This is a genomic window from Enterobacter kobei, from assembly GCF_001729765.1.
Classification (GTDB): domain Bacteria; phylum Pseudomonadota; class Gammaproteobacteria; order Enterobacterales; family Enterobacteriaceae; genus Enterobacter; species Enterobacter kobei.
This window is the reverse complement of record NZ_CP017181.1, coordinates 560,685-577,771: the sequence shown is the minus strand read 5'-3', so window position 1 is coordinate 577,771 and position 17,087 is coordinate 560,685. Positions and strand designations below refer to the sequence as shown.

The following is a 17,087-nucleotide window of genomic DNA, read 5'->3' as shown; positions in this document are numbered from 1 at the left end:
TTGTGCTAAAAGTAGGCACAACGGGCCACGCGGCTACTCTTCACCTTCTCTTCAGGACACGACATGCAGGCAGAACGGTCAACGCAGCGTGCTATCACGCGGCTCTGTATTCAGTGCGGTCTTTTTCTGCTCCAGCACGGCGCGGAAAGCGCGCTGGTTGAGGAACTTTCAACCCGGCTGGGGCTGGCGCTGGGGATGGACAGCGTGGAAAGCGCCATCTCTTCCAACGCCATTGTGCTAACCACGATCAAGGACGGTCAGTGCCTGACCTCCACCCGTAAAAACCAGGACCGTGGCATTAACATGCACGTTGTGACCGAAGTGCAGCATATCGTCATCCTTGCGGAGCATAAGCTTCTCGATCTCAAAGAGATTGAAAAACGGTTCAACCAAATCAAACCGTTACGTTATCCGCGCTGGCTTGTCGTGCTGATGGTCGGGCTCTCATGCGCCTGTTTCTGTAAGCTCAATAAAGGCGGCTGGGATGGCGCACTGGTCACCTTTTTCGCCAGTAGTATCGCCATGTATGTACGCCAGTTGCTGACCCATCGGCAGTTGCACCCGCAAATTAACTTTTGCATTACCGCGTTTGTCGCCACTACCGTTTCAGGCCTGCTGCTGCGCCTGCCGCAGTTCGCCAACACCCCGACGATTGCCATGGCGGCCAGCGTGCTTTTGCTGGTGCCGGGCTTTCCGTTAATCAACGCCGTTGCCGATATGTTTAAAGGGCACATTAATACCGGTCTGGCACGCTGGGCCATCGCCAGCCTGCTGACGCTGGCAACCTGTATCGGCGTGGTCATGGCTATGACTCTCTGGGGGTTACGCGGATGGGCGTGATAGATTTTCTGCTGGCACTGGCACAGGATATGATCCTGGCCGCCATTCCTGCCGTCGGCTTTGCGATGGTCTTTAACGTTCCGCAACGTGCTCTGCCGTGGTGTGCGCTGTTGGGGGCGATTGGTCACGGCTCGCGGATGGCCATGATGGCGGCGGGTTTTAATATCGAATGGTCGACATTTATGGCCTCTATGCTGGTCGGTAGCATCGGCATTCAATGGTCGCGCTGGTATCTGGCGCATCCTAAAGTCTTCACCGTCGCCGCCGTGATCCCGATGTTTCCTGGCATATCGGCGTATACGGCAATGATTTCAGCGGTGAAAATCAGCCATTTTGGCTACACCGAGCCGCAGATGATCCTTCTTCTGAGCAACTTTCTTAAAGCGTCGTCCATTGTCGGTGCGCTCTCTATCGGGCTGTCGATCCCCGGATTGTGGCTGTACCGCAAACGCCCGCGCGTTTGATATTTGTGTTATTTCGCTGCCGTGGAGATAATCTTTCTGGTCCGTTTGGTGAAAATAAGGAAAGGATGTGGCTAACCCTGGCAGCGAACACCCCGAGCACAACGAAGAGTCCAGCCTGAAAGAGAAAATTTTTCAGAGCGCTATTGCGCTGTTTGCCGAATACGGACTGAACGGCGCCCGCATGGAGCAGATCGCGGAGAAAGCGGGCACCACCAAACGCATGGTGGTTTACCATTTTAAGAATAAAGAAAATCTTTATCTGCTGGTGCTGGAACACGTTTACACCGAAATTCGCGCCAGCGAAAAAGCGCTTAGCCTGGCGGATATGCCCCCCGTCGAAGCGCTGGTCCACCTGGTTGAAACCACCTTTGACTATCATGCTGACCATCCGGATTACATCCGTATCATCTGCATGGAAAACATGCAGCGTGGCCGCTTTATGCAGCAGTCGAATTATCTGCGCCAGGTTAACCGCAGCGCGCTCGACCTGCTGGAAGAGATCCTGCGTCGCGGCAAAGAGAAACTGCTGTTCAGCCAGACGGTTGACGCCCGCGATCTCCACCGCCTGATAAGCAGCTTCAGCTTTCACTACGTCGCCAACAGCTACACCTTCACTCTGCTGTTTGAAGAGGGTGCCGACGAGCGGGCTCAGCGCCAGCACTACCGTAAAATGGCCGTTCAGGTGGCGCTGCGGTATACCTGCCCATAAAATTGCTTGCAATTAAATCGCACACTATCTATATTCATCTCATGAACGCGAAAACGAACGACACAACCTCTGCGCTCCTGCTGGATAACCAGCTCTGCTTTGCCCTCTATTCGGCAAATCTGGCGCTTAACAAGCTGTACCGGCAGTTGCTGGCACCGCTAAACCTGACTTACCCGCAATATCTGGTGATGCTGGTGCTGTGGGAGCAGGATGACGTGACGGTATCAGACATCGGTGAACGGCTGTTCCTTGATTCCGCAACGCTGACGCCGCTGCTGAAGCGTCTGGAAAGCGCCGGTCTCATCAACCGTCACCGCTCGCGTAAAGACGAACGTCAGGTCGCTGTCACCCTGACTGATGCAGGACGTCACCTACAGCAGCAGGCCGCAGGGATCCCTCATGCGGTGGGATGCGCGGCACAGTGTGATACCGAGACCATGCTGTCACTCAAGCAGCAGCTGGAAGTTTTGCGACAACAGATTCAACGCGCGTGACGCTATACTTTACGCGTATTTATTTACCCATGTATATCGCACGCTATTTAATAGCACACATAAAAGTAAGATGAGGAACCTGCCATGTCTTTAGAAAAAGTTGTTTATACCGCCAAAGCAAAAGCCACCGGGGGCCGTGACGGCCGCGCGACCTCTTCCGATGGCGTTCTGGATGTCAAACTGGGCGTGCCAAAAGAGATGGGCGGCATGGGGGGTGAAGTGACTAACCCTGAGCAGCTGTTTGCTGCTGGCTACTCCGCCTGCTTCCTGGGCGCAATGAAGTTTGTCGCGGCTCGCGACAAATTTGCCCTGCCTAAAGAAGCCTTTATTGAAGGTGAAGTGGGTATTGGTCCGTTGCCAACCGGTTTTGGTATCGAAGCAAAACTGAACATCCACGTTGAAGGGATGGATCAGGCGGAAGCCAAAAAACTGGTCGATGCGGCGCACATTGTTTGCCCTTACTCTAACGCGACCCGCGGCAACATCGATGTGACCCTGAATATCATCGCGTGATAAATGCCTGATGGCGCTGTGCTTATCAGGTCTATGACTGTAGCCCCGGTACGCGCAGCGCCACCGGGGAAATCCCCTCCTTCCCTTCCCCCTCTCTGTGCTACCATAAGCCCTTATCACGCCCGTCGTTATCAGTAGAGTAAGCGTTATGTCCTCCAGAATTCTGACCACCAGCATTGCTGGCATTGATGCCTTTATGCGCGACCCACGCGGTGTGTTGACTCACGCCGAAGGCGGCACGGTTGCGGTTTTTGCCGACAACGCGCCGGCGTTTTACGCAATCACGCCGGAACGTCTGGCACAGCTTCTGGAGACTGAAGCGCAATTATCCCGCCCGGCGAGCGATGTCACGCTGGATAACCAGTTGTTTGATGAACCGGTTAACGCCCTGGTGACCGTTCCGATGGGCAAATTTGCCCTTTATGCGGGCTGGCAGCCCGACGCCGATTTTCAACGGCAGGCCGCGCTGTGGGGCATTGCGTTAACCCAACCGGCCACCGCGGAAGAGCTCGCCGCCTTTACGGCCTGGTGGCAGGCAGAGGGTAAAGTTTTCACCCATATTCAGTGGCAGCAAAAGCTCGCGCGTCATCTGCAGATTACCCGCGCCAGCAATAACGGCCAGCCAAAACGCGATATCAACGCGTTTTCAGAACCGGATAAACAGATCCCCAGTGGATTCAGAGGTGCGAAATGAAGAACGTCGGTGACCTGATGAAACGTCTGCAAAAAATGATGCCAGCCAACGTGAAGCCCGCTTTCACGACGGGGGAAGAACTGCTGGCGTGGCAAAAAGAGCAAGGAAAAATCCGTGCCGCCGCGCTCGCCCGCGAAAACCGGGCGATGAAAATGCAGCGCACGTTTAACCGCTCCGGTATTCGCCCTCTGCATCAGAACTGCTCGTTTGATAACTATAAAGTTGAAACCAGCGGGCAGATGAACGCGCTCGCCGCCGCACGTCAGTACGTGGATGAATTTGACGGTAATATCGCCAGCTTCATTTTTAGCGGTAAACCGGGCACCGGGAAGAACCATCTTGCCGCGGCCATCTGTAACGAACTGCTTCTGCGCGGTAAATCGGTGCTCATTATCACCGTGGCCGATATCATGTCCGCCATGAAAGACACCTTTAGCAACCGCGAAACCAGCGAAGAACAGCTGCTTAACGATCTGAGTAATGTCGATTTACTGGTCATCGACGAGATTGGCGTTCAGACGGAATCCCGTTATGAAAAGGTCATCATCAATCAGATTGTCGATCGTCGTTCTTCCTCCAAACGCCCCACCGGCATGCTCACAAACCACAACATCGACGAGATGACCCGCTTACTGGGCGAACGCGTCATGGACCGTATGAAGCTGGGTAACAGTCTGTATGTCATCTTCGACTGGGACAGTTACCGCAGCCGCGTTACCGGCAAAGAGTATTAAGACAGTTCCAGGAATCGCCAGCGGGACACAGGTATATACTGGAACCCCTTCCGGCCCAAAACGGACCTTTTTGAGAAAGCCATTATGAAAAAACAGATCCTTATCAGCACCTTTTTAGGCGCGCTGCTGGTTACCGGCGCAGCGCAAGCGGCGTCCTGGCAGGAGTCCCTCTCAAGCGCAGCAAACGAGCTGACCAAAGAGAGCAGCAGCACTCAGGGTGGGCTCTCCGCCTCTTCCCTCACCAGCCTGCTAAGCAACAGCACCCAAAGCCTGAGCGCGGGCACGATGAACAACGCGGCGGGGATTCTGGAATATTGCGCGAAGCAAAAACTGGCCTCGGTGACCGACGCGCAAAACGTGAAAAACCAGGTGCTGGGTAAACTGGGTCTCGATACTCAGGAGCAAAAAGCGGATACCAGCTATATGGATGGCATTCAGGGTCTGCTTAACGCACAAAACGGTCAGCAACTTAACCTGAGCACCCTCGGCAACTCTTCTCTGGCGAAACAGGTGAAAACCAAAGCCTGCGATCTGGTGTTGAAACAAGGCGTTAATTTCATCTCCTGATTTCCCCCATTTTCTGCCACAACACGCCGCGTTTAATGCGATAGTCTTGCATCGCGGCGTGAAACGAGCGTTTTTCCAACCTGCCACCGTCTCAGCGTCCGTTTGTCAGGATGCGACCTTCTTCATAAAAACGATTTTCTAAACCAAATCCTAACAACAGCACACTTTCGTGACACTAAAATTGCAGCTAAACGACATCGCCATTACATTGTATAACCCAAAAAATAAACAGTTAGCCAGCGAAGCACCTGGCGTCATGAGGATATGCTGTTGTCAGAATTCATGTCTCTTGTCCTTTTTCTGGCTTCTGTGGGCGTTTATGCCTGGAAAGCCGGCCGTAACACCTGGTGGTTTATCGCCACACTGGTCGTACTCGGCTTTTTTATTATTTTAAACATTACCTTATACGCCAGCGATTACTTCACCGGTGACGGGATCAACGATGCGGTACTTTATACCCTGACGAACAGCCTGACGGGCGCGGGAGTGGGCAAGTACATTCTTCCGGGGCTGGGCCTGGTTGTGGCGCTGGTAACCATTTTTGGCGCACTCGCCTGGGTGCTGCGTCGCCGTCGTCATCTTCCTCACCATCATGGTTACAGCCTGCTGGCTCTTTTCCTGGCGTTAGCCTCCGTCGACGCCAGCCCGGCGTTTCATCAGATCACCGAACTGGTGAAATCTCAGTCGCGTGACGGCGATCCAGACTTTGTGGCGTACTACAAAGAGCCATCGAAAACGATCGCCAACCCGAAACTCAACCTGGTCTATATCTACGGTGAAAGCCTTGAGCGCACCTACTTCGACAACACTGCGTTCCCGAACCTGACCCCGGATCTGGGGGCGCTGAAAGATGAAGGTCTCGATTTCAGCCACACCATGCAGTTGCCCGGCACGGATTACACTATCGCCGGGATGGTGGCTTCCCAGTGCGGTATCCCGCTGTTCGCACCTTTTGAAGGTAACGCTTCAGCCTCGATGTCGACGTTCTTCCCGCAGAATATTTGCCTGGGCGATATACTGAAAAACTCCGGTTACGAAAACTACTTCGTGCAGGGTGCAAACCTGCGCTTTGCCGGAAAAGATGTGTTCCTGAAATCCCACGGTTTTGATCACCTGTACGGCTCAGAAGAGTTAAAGACGACGGTTGCCGACCCGACCTACCGCAACGACTGGGGTTTCTATGACGATACCGTACTGGACGAAACCTGGAAGAAATTCGAGGCGCTTTCCCGCGCCGGGAAGCGTTTTTCCCTCTTCGCGCTGACGGTAGATACGCACCATCCGGATGGTTTCGTCTCGCGCACCTGTAAACGCAAACGCTATGACGTGGACGGCAAAAGCAACGCCTCCTTCAGCGCCGTGACCTGTAGCCAGGAGCATATCGCCGCGCTGGTCGAGAAAATCAAAGCCTCGCCGTATTTTAAAAACACCGTCATCGTCGTCTCGTCTGACCATCTGGCGATGAAAAACAGCGCCTGGGATCAGCTCAACAAGCAGGATCGCAGCAACCTGTTCTTCGTTCTGCGCGGCGACCAGCCGCAACAAGAGGTGATCGCCACCAAACGCAACTCCATGGATAACGGCGCAACCGTGCTGGACATTCTGGGTGGCGACAACTTTATTGGCCTGGGTCGCAGCACGCTGTCCGGGCAATCCCTGTCGGAAGTGTTCCTCAACATGAAGGAGAAAATCCTCGCCTGGAAGCCCGACATCATCCGGCTGTGGAACTTCCCGAAAGAGATGAAAGACTTCACCATCGATCGGGAGAAAAACACGATTGCCTTCTCTGGCAGTAACTTCCGTCTGCCGCTGCTGGTACGGGTGTCGGACAGTCGCGTTGAACCGCTACCGGAAAGTGAATATTCCGCACCGCTGCGTTTCCAGCTGGCCGATTTCGCCCCACGCGATAACTTTGTCTGGATCGACAGGTGTTACAAAATGGGTCAGCTCTGGTCACAGCCGCTGGCGCTGTCGACCGACTGGTGCGTCTCTCAGGGGCAGCTTGGCGGGGAGCAAACCGTGCAGCATGTGGACAAAGCCCAGTGGAAAGGCAAAACCGCCTTTAAAGATACGGTGATTGATACCACACGCTATCAGCACAACATCGACATGCTGAAAATCGTCGACAACGACATTCGCTATAAAGCAGACAGCTTCATCTTCAACGTGGCCGGCGCGCCTGAAGAAGTGAAGCAGTTTAGCGGCATCTCTCGTCCGGAGTCGTGGGGACGCTGGTCAAACGCGCAGTTGGGTAACGAAGTGAAAATTGAGTACACCCATCCCCTGCCGGAGCAATTTGACCTGGTGATCACAGCCAGAGCGTATGGACCTAACGCGAATAAGCCAGTGCCGGTGCGCGTGGGCGATGAGGAGCAGACGCTGACGCTTGGGAATGATGTCAGCACGCACACTCTGCATTTTGCCAACCCATCGCGCAGCAATACCCTGGTGATTGTGCCGCCAGACCCGCAGTCCACCAATGAAGGAAATATTCTTGGCCACTCACCGCGCGAGCTCGGGATTGGCATGGTCGAAATCAAAATTGTCAGCAGACAAGGTTAATGCCTGAGCACCCGGCGTCCCTGCCGGGTGCTTATAAAAATAAATAAATCTATAAATTGATTATAAATCAGATAAAAACACCATATATAAGTCATTTTTATTTATAAATATCCCGCAAAAACACCATTCTATAAAATGTGTAACTCCTAAAGTAACGACGGAGAGTGACACACTTTTATCATGCTAACCGGCTATAAGTTCGAATCCATCCGGGCACTGCGCAGTGAACATGTGATTGCCTGGGAGGTATTGTCCACGGCAAAGCCCCACGTCAATCTCGAAGACTATTTTGACGCCATGCCTTCGACGCAGCGTAAACAACTTTTCTTTGCGCAGCTTCGCCATGCCATGTTTTGCGAAGAGGGCGACAAATATTATCTCAACGCGACATCAGATTTGCTGCTGGAAACGGACTTCCTCGACAGGCTAAAAGAAGCAACACCCTGTCCGGAGAGGCTTGCTATCGAAGTGACCGATCTCCATACGATGGTACAACTCGATGATACGCAAAGCCGGGTCCTGCGAAACTGCATTGCGACACTTCATCTTTGGGGAATTGAAGTGTGGGCTGATGATGTCTGTGAAGCCATTCTTCCCGAACTGCTTGCCAGCCAGATCCGCTTCTGTGGCGTCAAAATTGACAAACATACTTTCTGGAGCGGGCGCACAGAGCAGGCGAAGTTTCTGCATCTCACCCGTCAATGCAAGCGTGTCGCCAGTAAAGTCCTTATTGAAGGCATCGAAACGGCGGGCGATTTCGCACTGGCCCGGGCGAGCGCGGCCGATTACGGCCAGGGTTATCTGTGGGGTCTAAAATGACGCCTTTCATCGCAAATGCCGGCTATCAGGTTATCGTTCTGAGCAGCAACGCTTTTTTATGGCTTGGCCTGAATTCGATCCTGTCGACAGCCGTATCACCCCGTCCTGAGGTGTACTGGATTAACAACGTTAATCCACAAGGGCTTATGCGTCTGCAGACACTGCTGCTCAATACGCACGTCGGGGGAAACTGGCTGTTATTGACGGACGCGGCCCGGGTCAACGACATTAACGCCTGGCTACACAACGCGCGGGTCAGAGTGGTTGCGGACAATGTGTCTCTCGCGCAGCTAAGCCTCTGTTTTAGCGACACAAGCTTCTCTTTCGAGAATACCGCCACGCTCACCTGTCAGGAGATGCGGGTTTGCATGCTGTTCCATAAAGGATTCAGCCCGATACGTATTGCGCAAATCCTTAATAAGTCACCTAAAACGATCTACACCCACAAACGTAACGCGATGAACAAATTTTGCTGCCAGAACCTGGCGGAATTCCATCAAAAACTCTGCCTGCTGGACGCGCTCCCCTCTTCTTTGTAATTGCACTGTTATTCACGTCAGGAAATACGATCATGAGAATTATCCCTGTTGTTGTATGTTGTTCCGTTCTCCTGCTTCCTGCTGCTGCAATCGCCGCAGACAGCACCACAAGCGCGACGATGCACGTTTCACTTGAGGTGGTGAAGTCCTGCACGCTCAAAGCCAACGACCTCAATTTCTCGCGCCACGGCTCGGACGAATCAAGCGAAATTCAAGCCAAAACGCAGGTCGATATCGTCTGTACCAACGGGACGCCGTTCACGCTCTCTGCTACCAGCAACGATAGCAGTGACAACGGCACCTTCTGGCTGAAGCCAGAAAACGGTGAAACGGGCGCACAGAAGATTGCCTGGAAACTTTTTGCCGATGAGGGCAAACAGACGCAAATTACCAGCACCGATGGACTCACCGACACCGGCAACGGCATGGAACAGCAAGAGACGCTGTATGGCGTGATTGACGCAGGTGCCCTGATGACCGCGCAGGCTGGCGCCTATAGCGATGATGTCACGTTGAATCTGGTGTATTGATCATGCGTCGTTTTCTCCCCTGCTTCATTCTGTGGTTCATGATGCTGGCGCTGCTGTCTCGCTACGCGATGGCCGCCACGCTTCAGGTGGCCCCAGTGACGCTCGACCTCCAGAGCGGGCAAAGCGCCTCGGCGGTCTACCTCACTAACAGCGGTAAAGCGGCCATCCATGCGCAGATACGGGTTTACGAATGGACCCAGCAAAACGGTAAAGATGTATTAACGGCCACCGACGAGGTGGTCAGCAGCCCGGCGATGACCTCACTGGCGCCGGGCCAGCAGCAGCTGGTGCGCATAATCGTGATGCAGCCAGGGATCCGTGAACAGGAGCAAAGTTACCGGCTGGTCATTGATGAGCTACCGGATGCAACGTCCCGTGCGGCCAATCCCAACGCGATACACTTTCTGCTTCGCTACTCTATTCCTGTCTTCATTGCCGGAAACCAGAATATGCCCGTCAGCCGCGATGCCCTGAGCTGCGAACAGGCGGACACCCCGGGAACGATCCGCTGCTATAACGCCGGAAACAGCCATATCCGCCTGAGCCACCTGCAGGTTCTGACGGCCACCGGTCAGGTCGTCGGGTCGTTGAAAGGGCTGGCGGGCTATGTTCTGCCGGGACAGACCGCGCTTATAACGCTAAAGCACACTTCGCGCCACACGTTCAGCGCGTTGCGCGCCTATCTCAATGACGACCACCATGCCAGCCAGATACCCCTGCGCCCGCTTGCTTCTCGCGCTCCTGTTTTGGCTACCGCTGATGCTGTCAGCCCGGACTGAACCCGCCGCCGATACCCTGCAATGGCTGGCAATCACCGTGAACCACGACCCGCGCGGGGATCTGTGGGCCTGCCGGGTAGTGGGAGATGCGCTGTGGATGGACCACCGCGACCTCAAAAAACTGGGGCTTCGCGCCCCGGATAACGCCAACGAGTGGGTCGCGCTGACGTCCCTGCCGGGTCTGAAAGTCAGTCTCGATTTGCATGCTCAGCAGGTCTCCATTACCGCCGACGCAAAGGCGCTTGAGGGCCAACAGCATCTGTCTGTCGGGAGGCCGACGCCGCAGTATCGCTATCCTGAGGCGCAGCCCATCAGCGTGTTGACGCTGGGGTATGCGCTTTATGGCAGCGGCGCAGAGGGGAAACGCCAGCTTAACGCGCAAACGTCGCTCACCGCATCCGGGGCGCTTCCCGGGACGTTCAGCAGCAGCTTTTCGAGCCATGCCGGTGAGGAAAACAGCGCAGGTCGGCCCCGCCACACACGCCTTGAAACCCGCTGGCAGTGGGACAACACGGACTCGCTCACGAGCCTGGCGCTGGGCGACAACATCACCACGGGCGCCCGCTGGAGCCGACAGGTACGCTTTGGCGGGCTGCACTGGGCGCGTAATTTTGAGCTCAATCCGCAGCTCAACACCGAACCGCGTAGCCGTTACAGCGACACGGCGGTTCTGCCTTCTACGGTCGATCTGTACATCGACGGGCTTAAGCAGAGCAGCCAGCGCGTCACGCCGGGCGATTTTCTGCTGGATACCCTGCCCTCATTTACCGGAAGCGGGCAGGCCCAGGTGGTCATTACCGACATCAACGGTCAGCGTCGTACCGTACAGCTCGATCTCTACGGTGCGCCGGGGATGCTGGCGGAAGGACTCAGCAGCGGCTCGCTGGATATCGGCTGGATGCGACAAAACTACGCCCTGCGATCCAATGACTATGCCGCCTCGCCCATGCTCGACGCAGGGTGGCGCTACGGGGTGAATAACCAGCTGACGCTGGCGCTGCACACGGAGCAGCAGAGTAAACTGCGCAATGTCGGGACAGGGGTCGACTGGCTGATCTCGCCCGGGACAGGGATTATCAGCCAGCATGTCGCCATCAGCGACAGCCCCTACGGTCAGGGAAAACAGTGGGGCCTTGGCTGGCAATGGAACGGTCGCGGGACGGGGATCTCTGCCAGTACCGTTCGTACCGATGCCACATTTGCCGATAACGCCCGCATGAGCGGTACCCTCCCCGTCAGACGCAGCGATAGCGTTTGGGTCAGCCAGTCGATACCCCATTCAGGTACCTTCGGTGCGGGCTGGGTACAGCAAAACATTCAGGGCACCAAACAACGCTATCTCAACGCCTCCTGGTCCGCCTCGCTGCCGGCGCATATTTCCACCACGCTGAGCTACACCCGCTCGTTTACGGATGCGTCGAGCCACGTTCAGCTGATGCTTTCGATCCCGTTAGGGCGTGAGGATACCCTCTCCGTTCAGGCCAGCCGCGATATGCCGCGCATGGATTATCGCCATCAGCCGGACGATCAGGTCGGCGGCTGGTCATGGCAGCTGGGGCGAGGCTTTGGCGAGCACCGGGAAACCTATGCGGACGTGGGCTATCTGGGCCACGCAGGTGAGTGGCACGTTGGGATGGCGCAGGGCGCTAACTATGCCTCAGCCGAGGGTAGCCTGACGCTGCTGGATGGCAGCCTGCACACGCTGCGCTACAGCCAACAAAGCCTGGCGCTGGTCTCCACGCACGGTGTCGGACATGTGCCGGTGATGCTGGAAAACCGCCCGGCAGGCGAAACCGACGAGAAAGGGTATCTGCTGCTGACCGACCTGCCGCGTTACCACGCCAGCAAAGTCAGCATCAATCCGCTGGATCTGCCTGCCGACGTGATTGCCCCCGTCACCGACATGCAGGCCAGACCGGGCAACGGCGGCGCGGTAAAAGTCGATTTTAACGTCCATCACGCCGTCACAGTTCAGGCCCGACTGGTGGACCTCCACCATAATCCGCTCCCGCTCGGCAGCATTGTCTCAACGCCACGCGGTGCCACCATTGTGGGGCGTGACGGTTTTATCTGGCTTGAAGACCCGCCTCTGCCAGGTGAGCTGGTGGTAAAAACCGGTGAGGGTGAGTGCCGGGTCAGGCTTCCGGCCCCCCGTACTGCGTCACCCATACAGAATATTGGAGAACAACAGTGTCATTAAAAGCACCGTTCTTGCTGCTGCTTGCGGTGTCCTTGAAGGCGATGGCCGCCGCATGCTGGATAACATCACCTGCCGTCATCAACTTTGGCAATGTCGTGGCGGGCAATGCCGCGTCGACCAACACCGAAGTTAAATTTAGCTGTCAGGCTGACAACAACGGCACGACGGAATATATCAACGTCTGTCTGAGCAGTATCGACGCACCGCCCTTTCAGATGGTCTCACCGGGAGATTCGGAGGGTAAACAGTACACCCTGCTTTTCCGCCTGCTTAACGGCGACGCGCGCGCTCAGGAACTCGGTCCCGCCAGCAGCGGGGAACTCATTCAGCAGACTCTGACCGCCGACAGCAATGCCAACATCAGCGGGAGCTTTCCGCTTATCGCCACCGTCCCGGCAGGGCAAAACCAACTTCCGGCGTACCACTATTACAACTACAACATGAATCTGCGCATCGCCTGGCACAGCGCTAGCCGTCAGGATGCACTGCAAAACTGCTCGGATGGCTCTGCGGAGGGGGAGCAGGTGCAGGGCGGTACCAATGCGCAGGCCGAAATCAGCCAGGGCTGCTACATAGAACGCGTCACCCCGCTTAACTTCGGCACCCTGAACAGTACCGCCACGCTGCGCCCGACGCGTTCCACCGCAACCCTTACCACGCGCTGTCCGGCCGGTACAGCGTTTACGCTTGGCATGGGCAACGGCAACCATGCCATCGGGAATCAGCGGCAGCTGTGTAACGATGAGGGTCAGTGCCTGCGCTACAGGCTCTGGCAGGATGCGGGTGCCACGCAAAGCTGGGGCGATCTGCACAGCGGCGATGCGCTGCATGTCACCCATCCCGCTGGCGGCACCCAGAACTTCACCGTTTACGGGGAAGTCCCCGCTCAGCCCCTGAGCGGTACAGGGGAATTTATTGATGACGTGATAATCACGCTGACTTATTAAACAGACCAAAATCCTGTCTGGATCAATGTTATCGGTAACAATGGCGTTAAAATAGCCACCAGCTCTGCATACAAGGCGTAAACCTTCTCTTTTTTATTCGTTATCTCTGTCTGTTTTACAACAACTTATGAAATACCTGCTTGCTGACGTCATCGTCTACAACGACGAGGACGGTTCTATTTCTCTTATCAATGTGCCGCCTGAGGATGCGCAGATCCTCACCTGCACAGCCAATAGCATTATGAAGCTGCTGGTGCAGCATCATGGGAACGTGGTCGAGCGGGAGACCTTCCTGCATGACGTCTGGGATCGGCGTGGGCTCCAGGGGTCTAACAATTCGTTAAACCAGTACATCAGCATCTTGCGCAAAATGCTGGCCAGCCTGCTTCCCGACGTGCTGTTTATCGTCACTGTCCCCAAAACGGGCTTTATGCTCAGCGCAGACGTCACGGTAACAGCCCTGGAGGAAGAAACACCGGCCGCCGAAACGGCGAAAACTGCAGTACCCGCCCGACCGGAGCGGCTGCTCTGGGGCGCGCTTACGCTGGCGGTCGTTGCGCTGTGCCTTTGGATAACGGCTATCAAACCCGAAACCCGGCAGAAGGACATTCATCTGCTGACCCATATCGGGAACTGTCCGGTCTATACCTTTACGCCGCTGGCGGATGTGTTTCACGAGCGGGCGGCTGCGCTGGCGCAAAGCCTTCAGCAGGACGGTCACCTTCCGTGCCTGGAAAATTCAATTTTCTACATGCACATTCAGCGAACGCTTTTCTACGGCCACGAGGGACGACTGGTGCTCTCCCAATGCTCGCTCACGCAGGGGAAAGCGAGCGCCTGTCGTACGCTTTACTATTACGAGTGGTGATATGAAATACACAAAAATCTGGCTCATTCTGGCCCTTAACCTGATGATTACCGGCGCTGCACTGGCGTGGTATTTCTACACGCCACCGCTGTCGGTGGCCTGCAATGGATATCTGACCTTCTCCGACAAACGTGACAGCCACGAATTCACGTTTGACGGGGAGGTCATCATGCAGTTTCACCCCAACAAAACCGGGTACATCACGCTAAACGGTAACGTGGAGAATGCCCCAAACCACTGGGAAGTGTCCCGTCAGGAGATGTTTAAATGGCGCCACGTGGAAGGGGAACTGTATGAGATCGTTATTCAAAAAGTGGAGCGTTTTGGCCATGACGCCATGCCGCCGGGCGTATTTGAGAAATACGTCGCGGGCCTGACCCAGGGGAAAAAAAGGCTCCTGGCGATAGAGCGCACGCCGCATGATGCACTGGTTATCAGCAATTTTTACTCGCCGGTGCTGGTCTGCACAGAATAATACCGGCGGGTCAGGCTATACTTCCCGCCATGAACATTCGCATTCGCCCTACCACCTTCAGCGATGCTGCCACCCTGCCCGCCATTGAACGCGCGGCGGGCGAGCGTTTTCGTGAAATCCCCCCTCTCGCCTGGCTTGCCGGGGGTGAGGTGATTTCAACTGAAGAGCATCTCAACTATGCCGAACGGGGGCTAAGCTGGCTGGCGCTGGCGAACGACCATCCCGTTGGGTTTATCCTCGCAGAGGCGCACGCGACATCGCTGTTTATTGTCGAACTTTCGGTGCATCTGGACTGGCAGGGAAAGGGGATTGGTCGGCAGCTCATTAACACTGTGGCTGACCATGCCCGCGAAGGGGGGCTGTCGTCGCTGACGTTGACGACATTCTGCGACGTACCGTGGAATGCGCCGTTCTATGCGCGGCTGGGGTTTGACTACGTCACTGAACTCACGCCTGAACTGCGTCAGAAAAGGGAAGATGAGACAGCGCACGGCTTAGCGTTTGACTCCCGCTGCGCCATGCGTCTGCCGCTTTGATATCGCCCGGTGGCGCTGCGCTGACCGGGCCTACAAAACCCTGAACCGTAGGCCGGGTAAGGCGAAGCCGCCACCCGGCACAACACGCACGATCAGAACGTTTCCCAGTTATCACCCGCATCAGCGGTTGCCGCTTTACGCGACATCACCGGGGTAGCAACGCTTTTCGCCGAAGCGAACTCGCGCGCTTTCATCTGCTCCTGCTGAATGCGGAACACCGCGACAGCCTGGGTCAGGCGGCTTGCCTGCTCTTCCAGCGCCGCCGCCGCTGCGGCAGACTCTTCCACCAGCGAGGCGTTCTGCTGGGTCACGCGATCCATCTCGGCGACCGCCAGACCTACCTGGTCGATACCGCGGCTCTGCTCGTCAGAAGCCGAGGCGATTTCGCCCATGATATCCGTAACGCGGGTTACCGCATTCACGATCTCGCCCATGGTTTCACCGGCGCTTTCTACCAGCGTTGAACCCACTTCCACGCGACCCACAGAGTCTTCAATCAGGCTCTTGATTTCACGTGCTGCCTGGGCGCTGCGCTGGGCCAGGTTACGCACTTCACCTGCTACCACCGCAAAACCACGGCCCTGCTCGCCTGCGCGCGCCGCTTCTACCGCCGCGTTCAGTGCCAGGATGTTGGTCTGGAAAGCAATCCCGTCGATCACGCTAATAATGTCGGCAATCTTCTGCGAACTACCGGCGATATCGCGCATGGTCTGCACTACGTTGTCCACCACTTTACCGCCTTTCTGCGCGGTCTCGGACGCGCTCAGCGCCAGATGGCTCGCCTGACGGGCGTTTTCGGCGTTCTGCTTCACGGTCGCCGTCAGCTGCTCCATGCTGGCAGCAGTCTCTTCCAGGGACGCAGCCTGCTGTTCTGTACGGGAAGAGAGGTCGTTATTGCCCATCGCGATTTCGCTCGCGCCGCTGTAGATAGCATTCGCGCCATTACGCACGTCGCCAACGGTCCGTACCAGCTCACTCTGCATATGACGCAGAGAATCGGCCAGTTCGCCCATCTCGTTGGAGCCCTCCACTTCAATGCGCTTCACCAGATCGCCGCTGGCGATATGGCGAATGTTGTCGATGAGGCGCGTCAGCGGCGAAATCAGCGCCTGCTTGATACCCAACCAGACGGCCACGATCACCACCAGCACGGCAAGCAGCACGCTAATCAGCACCCAGATGGCCTGGCTGAAGGAGCTCTTGCTGTCTTCAACCGCCATTTGATACAGCTTGTCGTTCTGCTGCAGGTAGCTGACATACTGCTTCTCAAAACCATCCTGGTAGCTCTGGGTCGGCTGATCGAAGAAGGCGTTGATTTTGCCCGCACCCAGCAGCTGAATCAGTTCCGCCAGCGCACCGTGGTAGATATCGTAGTTACGCTTGATCTCCATGGCATCCGCATCGCTTTGACGCGGATCGCGCGGCAGGGCCTCGTAGGCGGCCCAGTTTTTTTCCGCCTGCTTCAGCGACGTGGACGCGATTTGCATCAGATCGTTAACGGTCGCGCCGCTGCCGATATTGCTCTGATCCATCATGTAGCGAATACCCGCGCGGTTCAGGGTATTACGGGTTTGCAGCAACGCCACCCAGCTGGCATTCAGCGTGGATTGTTGCTGGCGAATGGTTTGCAGGACGGTGAAATTCTCTTTGTCATGCTTAAGGGCATTGAAGAAAAGACCACCGGATGTGAGTTGTAACAGGCCAAATATAGCTAAAACCAGCATTAAACTGGTGACAATCTTGATACGGTTTAACATGTTTTCTCTTTCCTCAGACAGATACAGAATTTTCGGCCTGGAAAGGGAAAACTTTACGAA

At 55.9% G+C, this 17,087-nt stretch carries 19 protein-coding genes; 18 read left to right on the top strand and 1 reads right to left on the bottom strand.

Annotation, left to right across the window (positions count from 1 at the left end; all coding sequences use genetic code 11):
- Nucleotides 1-63 precede the first annotated feature (63 nt).
- The 18 genes from BFV64_RS02780 to BFV64_RS02695 all read left to right on the top strand — a co-directional run bounded on the left by BFV64_RS02780 (nt 64) and on the right by BFV64_RS02695 (nt 15,270).
- Nucleotides 64-840 carry a threonine/serine exporter family protein gene (locus BFV64_RS02780; protein WP_023331964.1) on the top strand — a complete coding sequence of 259 codons (777 nt, stop codon included), beginning with the start codon at nt 64-66 and terminating at the stop codon, nt 838-840.
- Nucleotides 831-1,304, top strand: coding sequence for a threonine/serine exporter (locus BFV64_RS02775; protein ID WP_014882436.1), 474 nt, complete (start codon nt 831-833; stop codon nt 1,302-1,304). The genes BFV64_RS02780 and BFV64_RS02775 overlap by 10 nt, the downstream gene beginning before the upstream one ends.
- 67 nt (nt 1,305-1,371) lie before the next feature.
- Nucleotides 1,372-2,013 (top strand): TetR/AcrR family transcriptional regulator, encoded by a 642-nt coding sequence (locus tag BFV64_RS02770; protein ID WP_023331963.1) that lies wholly within the window; start codon nt 1,372-1,374, stop codon nt 2,011-2,013.
- Nucleotides 2,014-2,054: 41 nt separating this feature from the next.
- Nucleotides 2,055-2,507, top strand: coding sequence for a MarR family winged helix-turn-helix transcriptional regulator (locus BFV64_RS02765; RefSeq protein WP_023331962.1), 453 nt, complete (start codon nt 2,055-2,057; stop codon nt 2,505-2,507).
- A gap of 84 nt (nt 2,508-2,591) precedes the next feature.
- Nucleotides 2,592-3,020, top strand: a complete 429-nt coding sequence (locus tag BFV64_RS02760) for an organic hydroperoxide resistance protein (RefSeq protein WP_023331961.1) — start codon at nt 2,592-2,594, stop codon at nt 3,018-3,020.
- A 148-nt stretch (nt 3,021-3,168) separates the two neighbouring features.
- Entirely contained in the window at nt 3,169-3,714 is a 546-nt protein-coding gene (gene dnaT / locus BFV64_RS02755) for a primosomal protein DnaT (RefSeq protein ID WP_023331960.1), read from the top strand.
- Nucleotides 3,711-4,448, top strand: a complete 738-nt coding sequence (gene dnaC / locus BFV64_RS02750; protein WP_014882432.1) for a replicative helicase loader DnaC — start codon at nt 3,711-3,713, stop codon at nt 4,446-4,448. Before dnaT ends, dnaC begins: the two co-directional genes overlap by 4 nt.
- A gap of 84 nt (nt 4,449-4,532) precedes the next feature.
- Nucleotides 4,533-5,015, top strand: a complete 483-nt coding sequence (locus tag BFV64_RS02745) for a YjjA family protein (RefSeq protein WP_069601683.1) — start codon at nt 4,533-4,535, stop codon at nt 5,013-5,015.
- Nucleotides 5,016-5,285: 270 nt separating this feature from the next.
- On the top strand, nt 5,286-7,577 hold the full coding sequence (gene opgB, locus BFV64_RS02740) for a phosphatidylglycerol--membrane-oligosaccharide glycerophosphotransferase (protein WP_014882430.1): 2,292 nt from the start codon (nt 5,286-5,288) through the stop codon (nt 7,575-7,577).
- A 180-nt stretch (nt 7,578-7,757) separates the two neighbouring features.
- Nucleotides 7,758-8,396 (top strand): EAL domain-containing protein, encoded by a 639-nt coding sequence (locus BFV64_RS02735; protein WP_023331959.1) that lies wholly within the window; start codon nt 7,758-7,760, stop codon nt 8,394-8,396.
- Entirely contained in the window at nt 8,393-8,935 is a 543-nt protein-coding gene (locus BFV64_RS02730; protein ID WP_023331958.1) for a helix-turn-helix transcriptional regulator, read from the top strand. The genes BFV64_RS02735 and BFV64_RS02730 overlap by 4 nt, the downstream gene beginning before the upstream one ends.
- A gap of 32 nt (nt 8,936-8,967) precedes the next feature.
- Nucleotides 8,968-9,465 carry a Csu type fimbrial protein gene (locus BFV64_RS02725; protein ID WP_023331957.1) on the top strand — a complete coding sequence of 166 codons (498 nt, stop codon included), beginning with the start codon at nt 8,968-8,970 and terminating at the stop codon, nt 9,463-9,465.
- 2 nt (nt 9,466-9,467) lie between these two features.
- A complete protein-coding gene (locus tag BFV64_RS02720) occupies nt 9,468-10,244 on the top strand; it encodes a fimbrial biogenesis chaperone (RefSeq protein ID WP_023331956.1) in 777 nt (258 codons plus the stop codon).
- Nucleotides 10,165-12,444: a fimbria/pilus outer membrane usher protein gene (locus BFV64_RS02715; RefSeq protein WP_226882674.1), complete on the top strand. Its 2,280-nt coding sequence runs from the start codon at nt 10,165-10,167 to the stop codon at nt 12,442-12,444. Before BFV64_RS02720 ends, BFV64_RS02715 begins: the two co-directional genes overlap by 80 nt.
- The gene (locus BFV64_RS02710; protein WP_023331954.1) at nt 12,435-13,391 is read left to right on the top strand and encodes a Csu type fimbrial protein; all 957 of its coding nucleotides are present in this window, start codon (nt 12,435-12,437) and stop codon (nt 13,389-13,391) included. The genes BFV64_RS02715 and BFV64_RS02710 overlap by 10 nt, the downstream gene beginning before the upstream one ends.
- A 127-nt stretch (nt 13,392-13,518) precedes the next feature.
- Nucleotides 13,519-14,259, top strand: coding sequence for a winged helix-turn-helix domain-containing protein (locus BFV64_RS02705; RefSeq protein ID WP_045281849.1), 741 nt, complete (start codon nt 13,519-13,521; stop codon nt 14,257-14,259).
- Nucleotide 14,260: 1 nt separating this feature from the next.
- Complete coding sequence (locus tag BFV64_RS02700; RefSeq protein ID WP_045134356.1) at nt 14,261-14,734, top strand: FidL-like protein; 474 nt, start codon at nt 14,261-14,263, stop codon at nt 14,732-14,734.
- Nucleotides 14,735-14,763: 29 nt separating this feature from the next.
- Nucleotides 14,764-15,270: a GNAT family N-acetyltransferase gene (locus tag BFV64_RS02695; RefSeq protein WP_069601682.1), complete on the top strand. Its 507-nt coding sequence runs from the start codon at nt 14,764-14,766 to the stop codon at nt 15,268-15,270.
- Nucleotides 15,271-15,362: 92 nt separating this feature from the next.
- On the opposite strand, the gene tsr is transcribed toward BFV64_RS02695, so the two are convergent.
- Nucleotides 15,363-17,027, bottom strand: a complete 1,665-nt coding sequence (gene tsr, locus BFV64_RS02690; RefSeq protein WP_014882420.1) for a methyl-accepting chemotaxis protein — start codon at nt 17,025-17,027, stop codon at nt 15,363-15,365.
- Nucleotides 17,028-17,087 lie beyond the last annotated feature (60 nt).

Excerpts from the sequence above, each read along its gene's own strand:
- BFV64_RS02780 (WP_023331964.1), top strand. The coding sequence starts at position 64 with ATGCAGGCAGAACGGTCAACGCAGCGTGCTATCACGCGGCTCTGTATT.
- BFV64_RS02775 (WP_014882436.1), top strand. The coding sequence starts at position 831 with ATGGGCGTGATAGATTTTCTGCTGGCACTGGCACAGGATATGATCCTG.
- BFV64_RS02765 (WP_023331962.1), top strand. The coding sequence starts at position 2,055 with ATGAACGCGAAAACGAACGACACAACCTCTGCGCTCCTGCTGGATAAC.
- BFV64_RS02760 (WP_023331961.1), top strand. The coding sequence starts at position 2,592 with ATGTCTTTAGAAAAAGTTGTTTATACCGCCAAAGCAAAAGCCACCGGG.
- dnaT (WP_023331960.1), top strand. The coding sequence starts at position 3,169 with ATGTCCTCCAGAATTCTGACCACCAGCATTGCTGGCATTGATGCCTTT.
- dnaC (WP_014882432.1), top strand. The coding sequence starts at position 3,711 with ATGAAGAACGTCGGTGACCTGATGAAACGTCTGCAAAAAATGATGCCA.
- BFV64_RS02745 (WP_069601683.1), top strand. The coding sequence starts at position 4,533 with ATGAAAAAACAGATCCTTATCAGCACCTTTTTAGGCGCGCTGCTGGTT.
- BFV64_RS02735 (WP_023331959.1), top strand. The coding sequence starts at position 7,758 with ATGCTAACCGGCTATAAGTTCGAATCCATCCGGGCACTGCGCAGTGAA.
- BFV64_RS02730 (WP_023331958.1), top strand. The coding sequence starts at position 8,393 with ATGACGCCTTTCATCGCAAATGCCGGCTATCAGGTTATCGTTCTGAGC.
- BFV64_RS02725 (WP_023331957.1), top strand. The coding sequence starts at position 8,968 with ATGAGAATTATCCCTGTTGTTGTATGTTGTTCCGTTCTCCTGCTTCCT.
- BFV64_RS02720 (WP_023331956.1), top strand. The coding sequence starts at position 9,468 with ATGCGTCGTTTTCTCCCCTGCTTCATTCTGTGGTTCATGATGCTGGCG.
- BFV64_RS02715 (WP_226882674.1), top strand. The coding sequence starts at position 10,165 with ATGCCAGCCAGATACCCCTGCGCCCGCTTGCTTCTCGCGCTCCTGTTT.
- BFV64_RS02705 (WP_045281849.1), top strand. The coding sequence starts at position 13,519 with ATGAAATACCTGCTTGCTGACGTCATCGTCTACAACGACGAGGACGGT.
- BFV64_RS02700 (WP_045134356.1), top strand. The coding sequence starts at position 14,261 with ATGAAATACACAAAAATCTGGCTCATTCTGGCCCTTAACCTGATGATT.
- BFV64_RS02695 (WP_069601682.1), top strand. The coding sequence starts at position 14,764 with ATGAACATTCGCATTCGCCCTACCACCTTCAGCGATGCTGCCACCCTG.
- tsr (WP_014882420.1), bottom strand. The coding sequence starts at position 17,027 with ATGTTAAACCGTATCAAGATTGTCACCAGTTTAATGCTGGTTTTAGCT.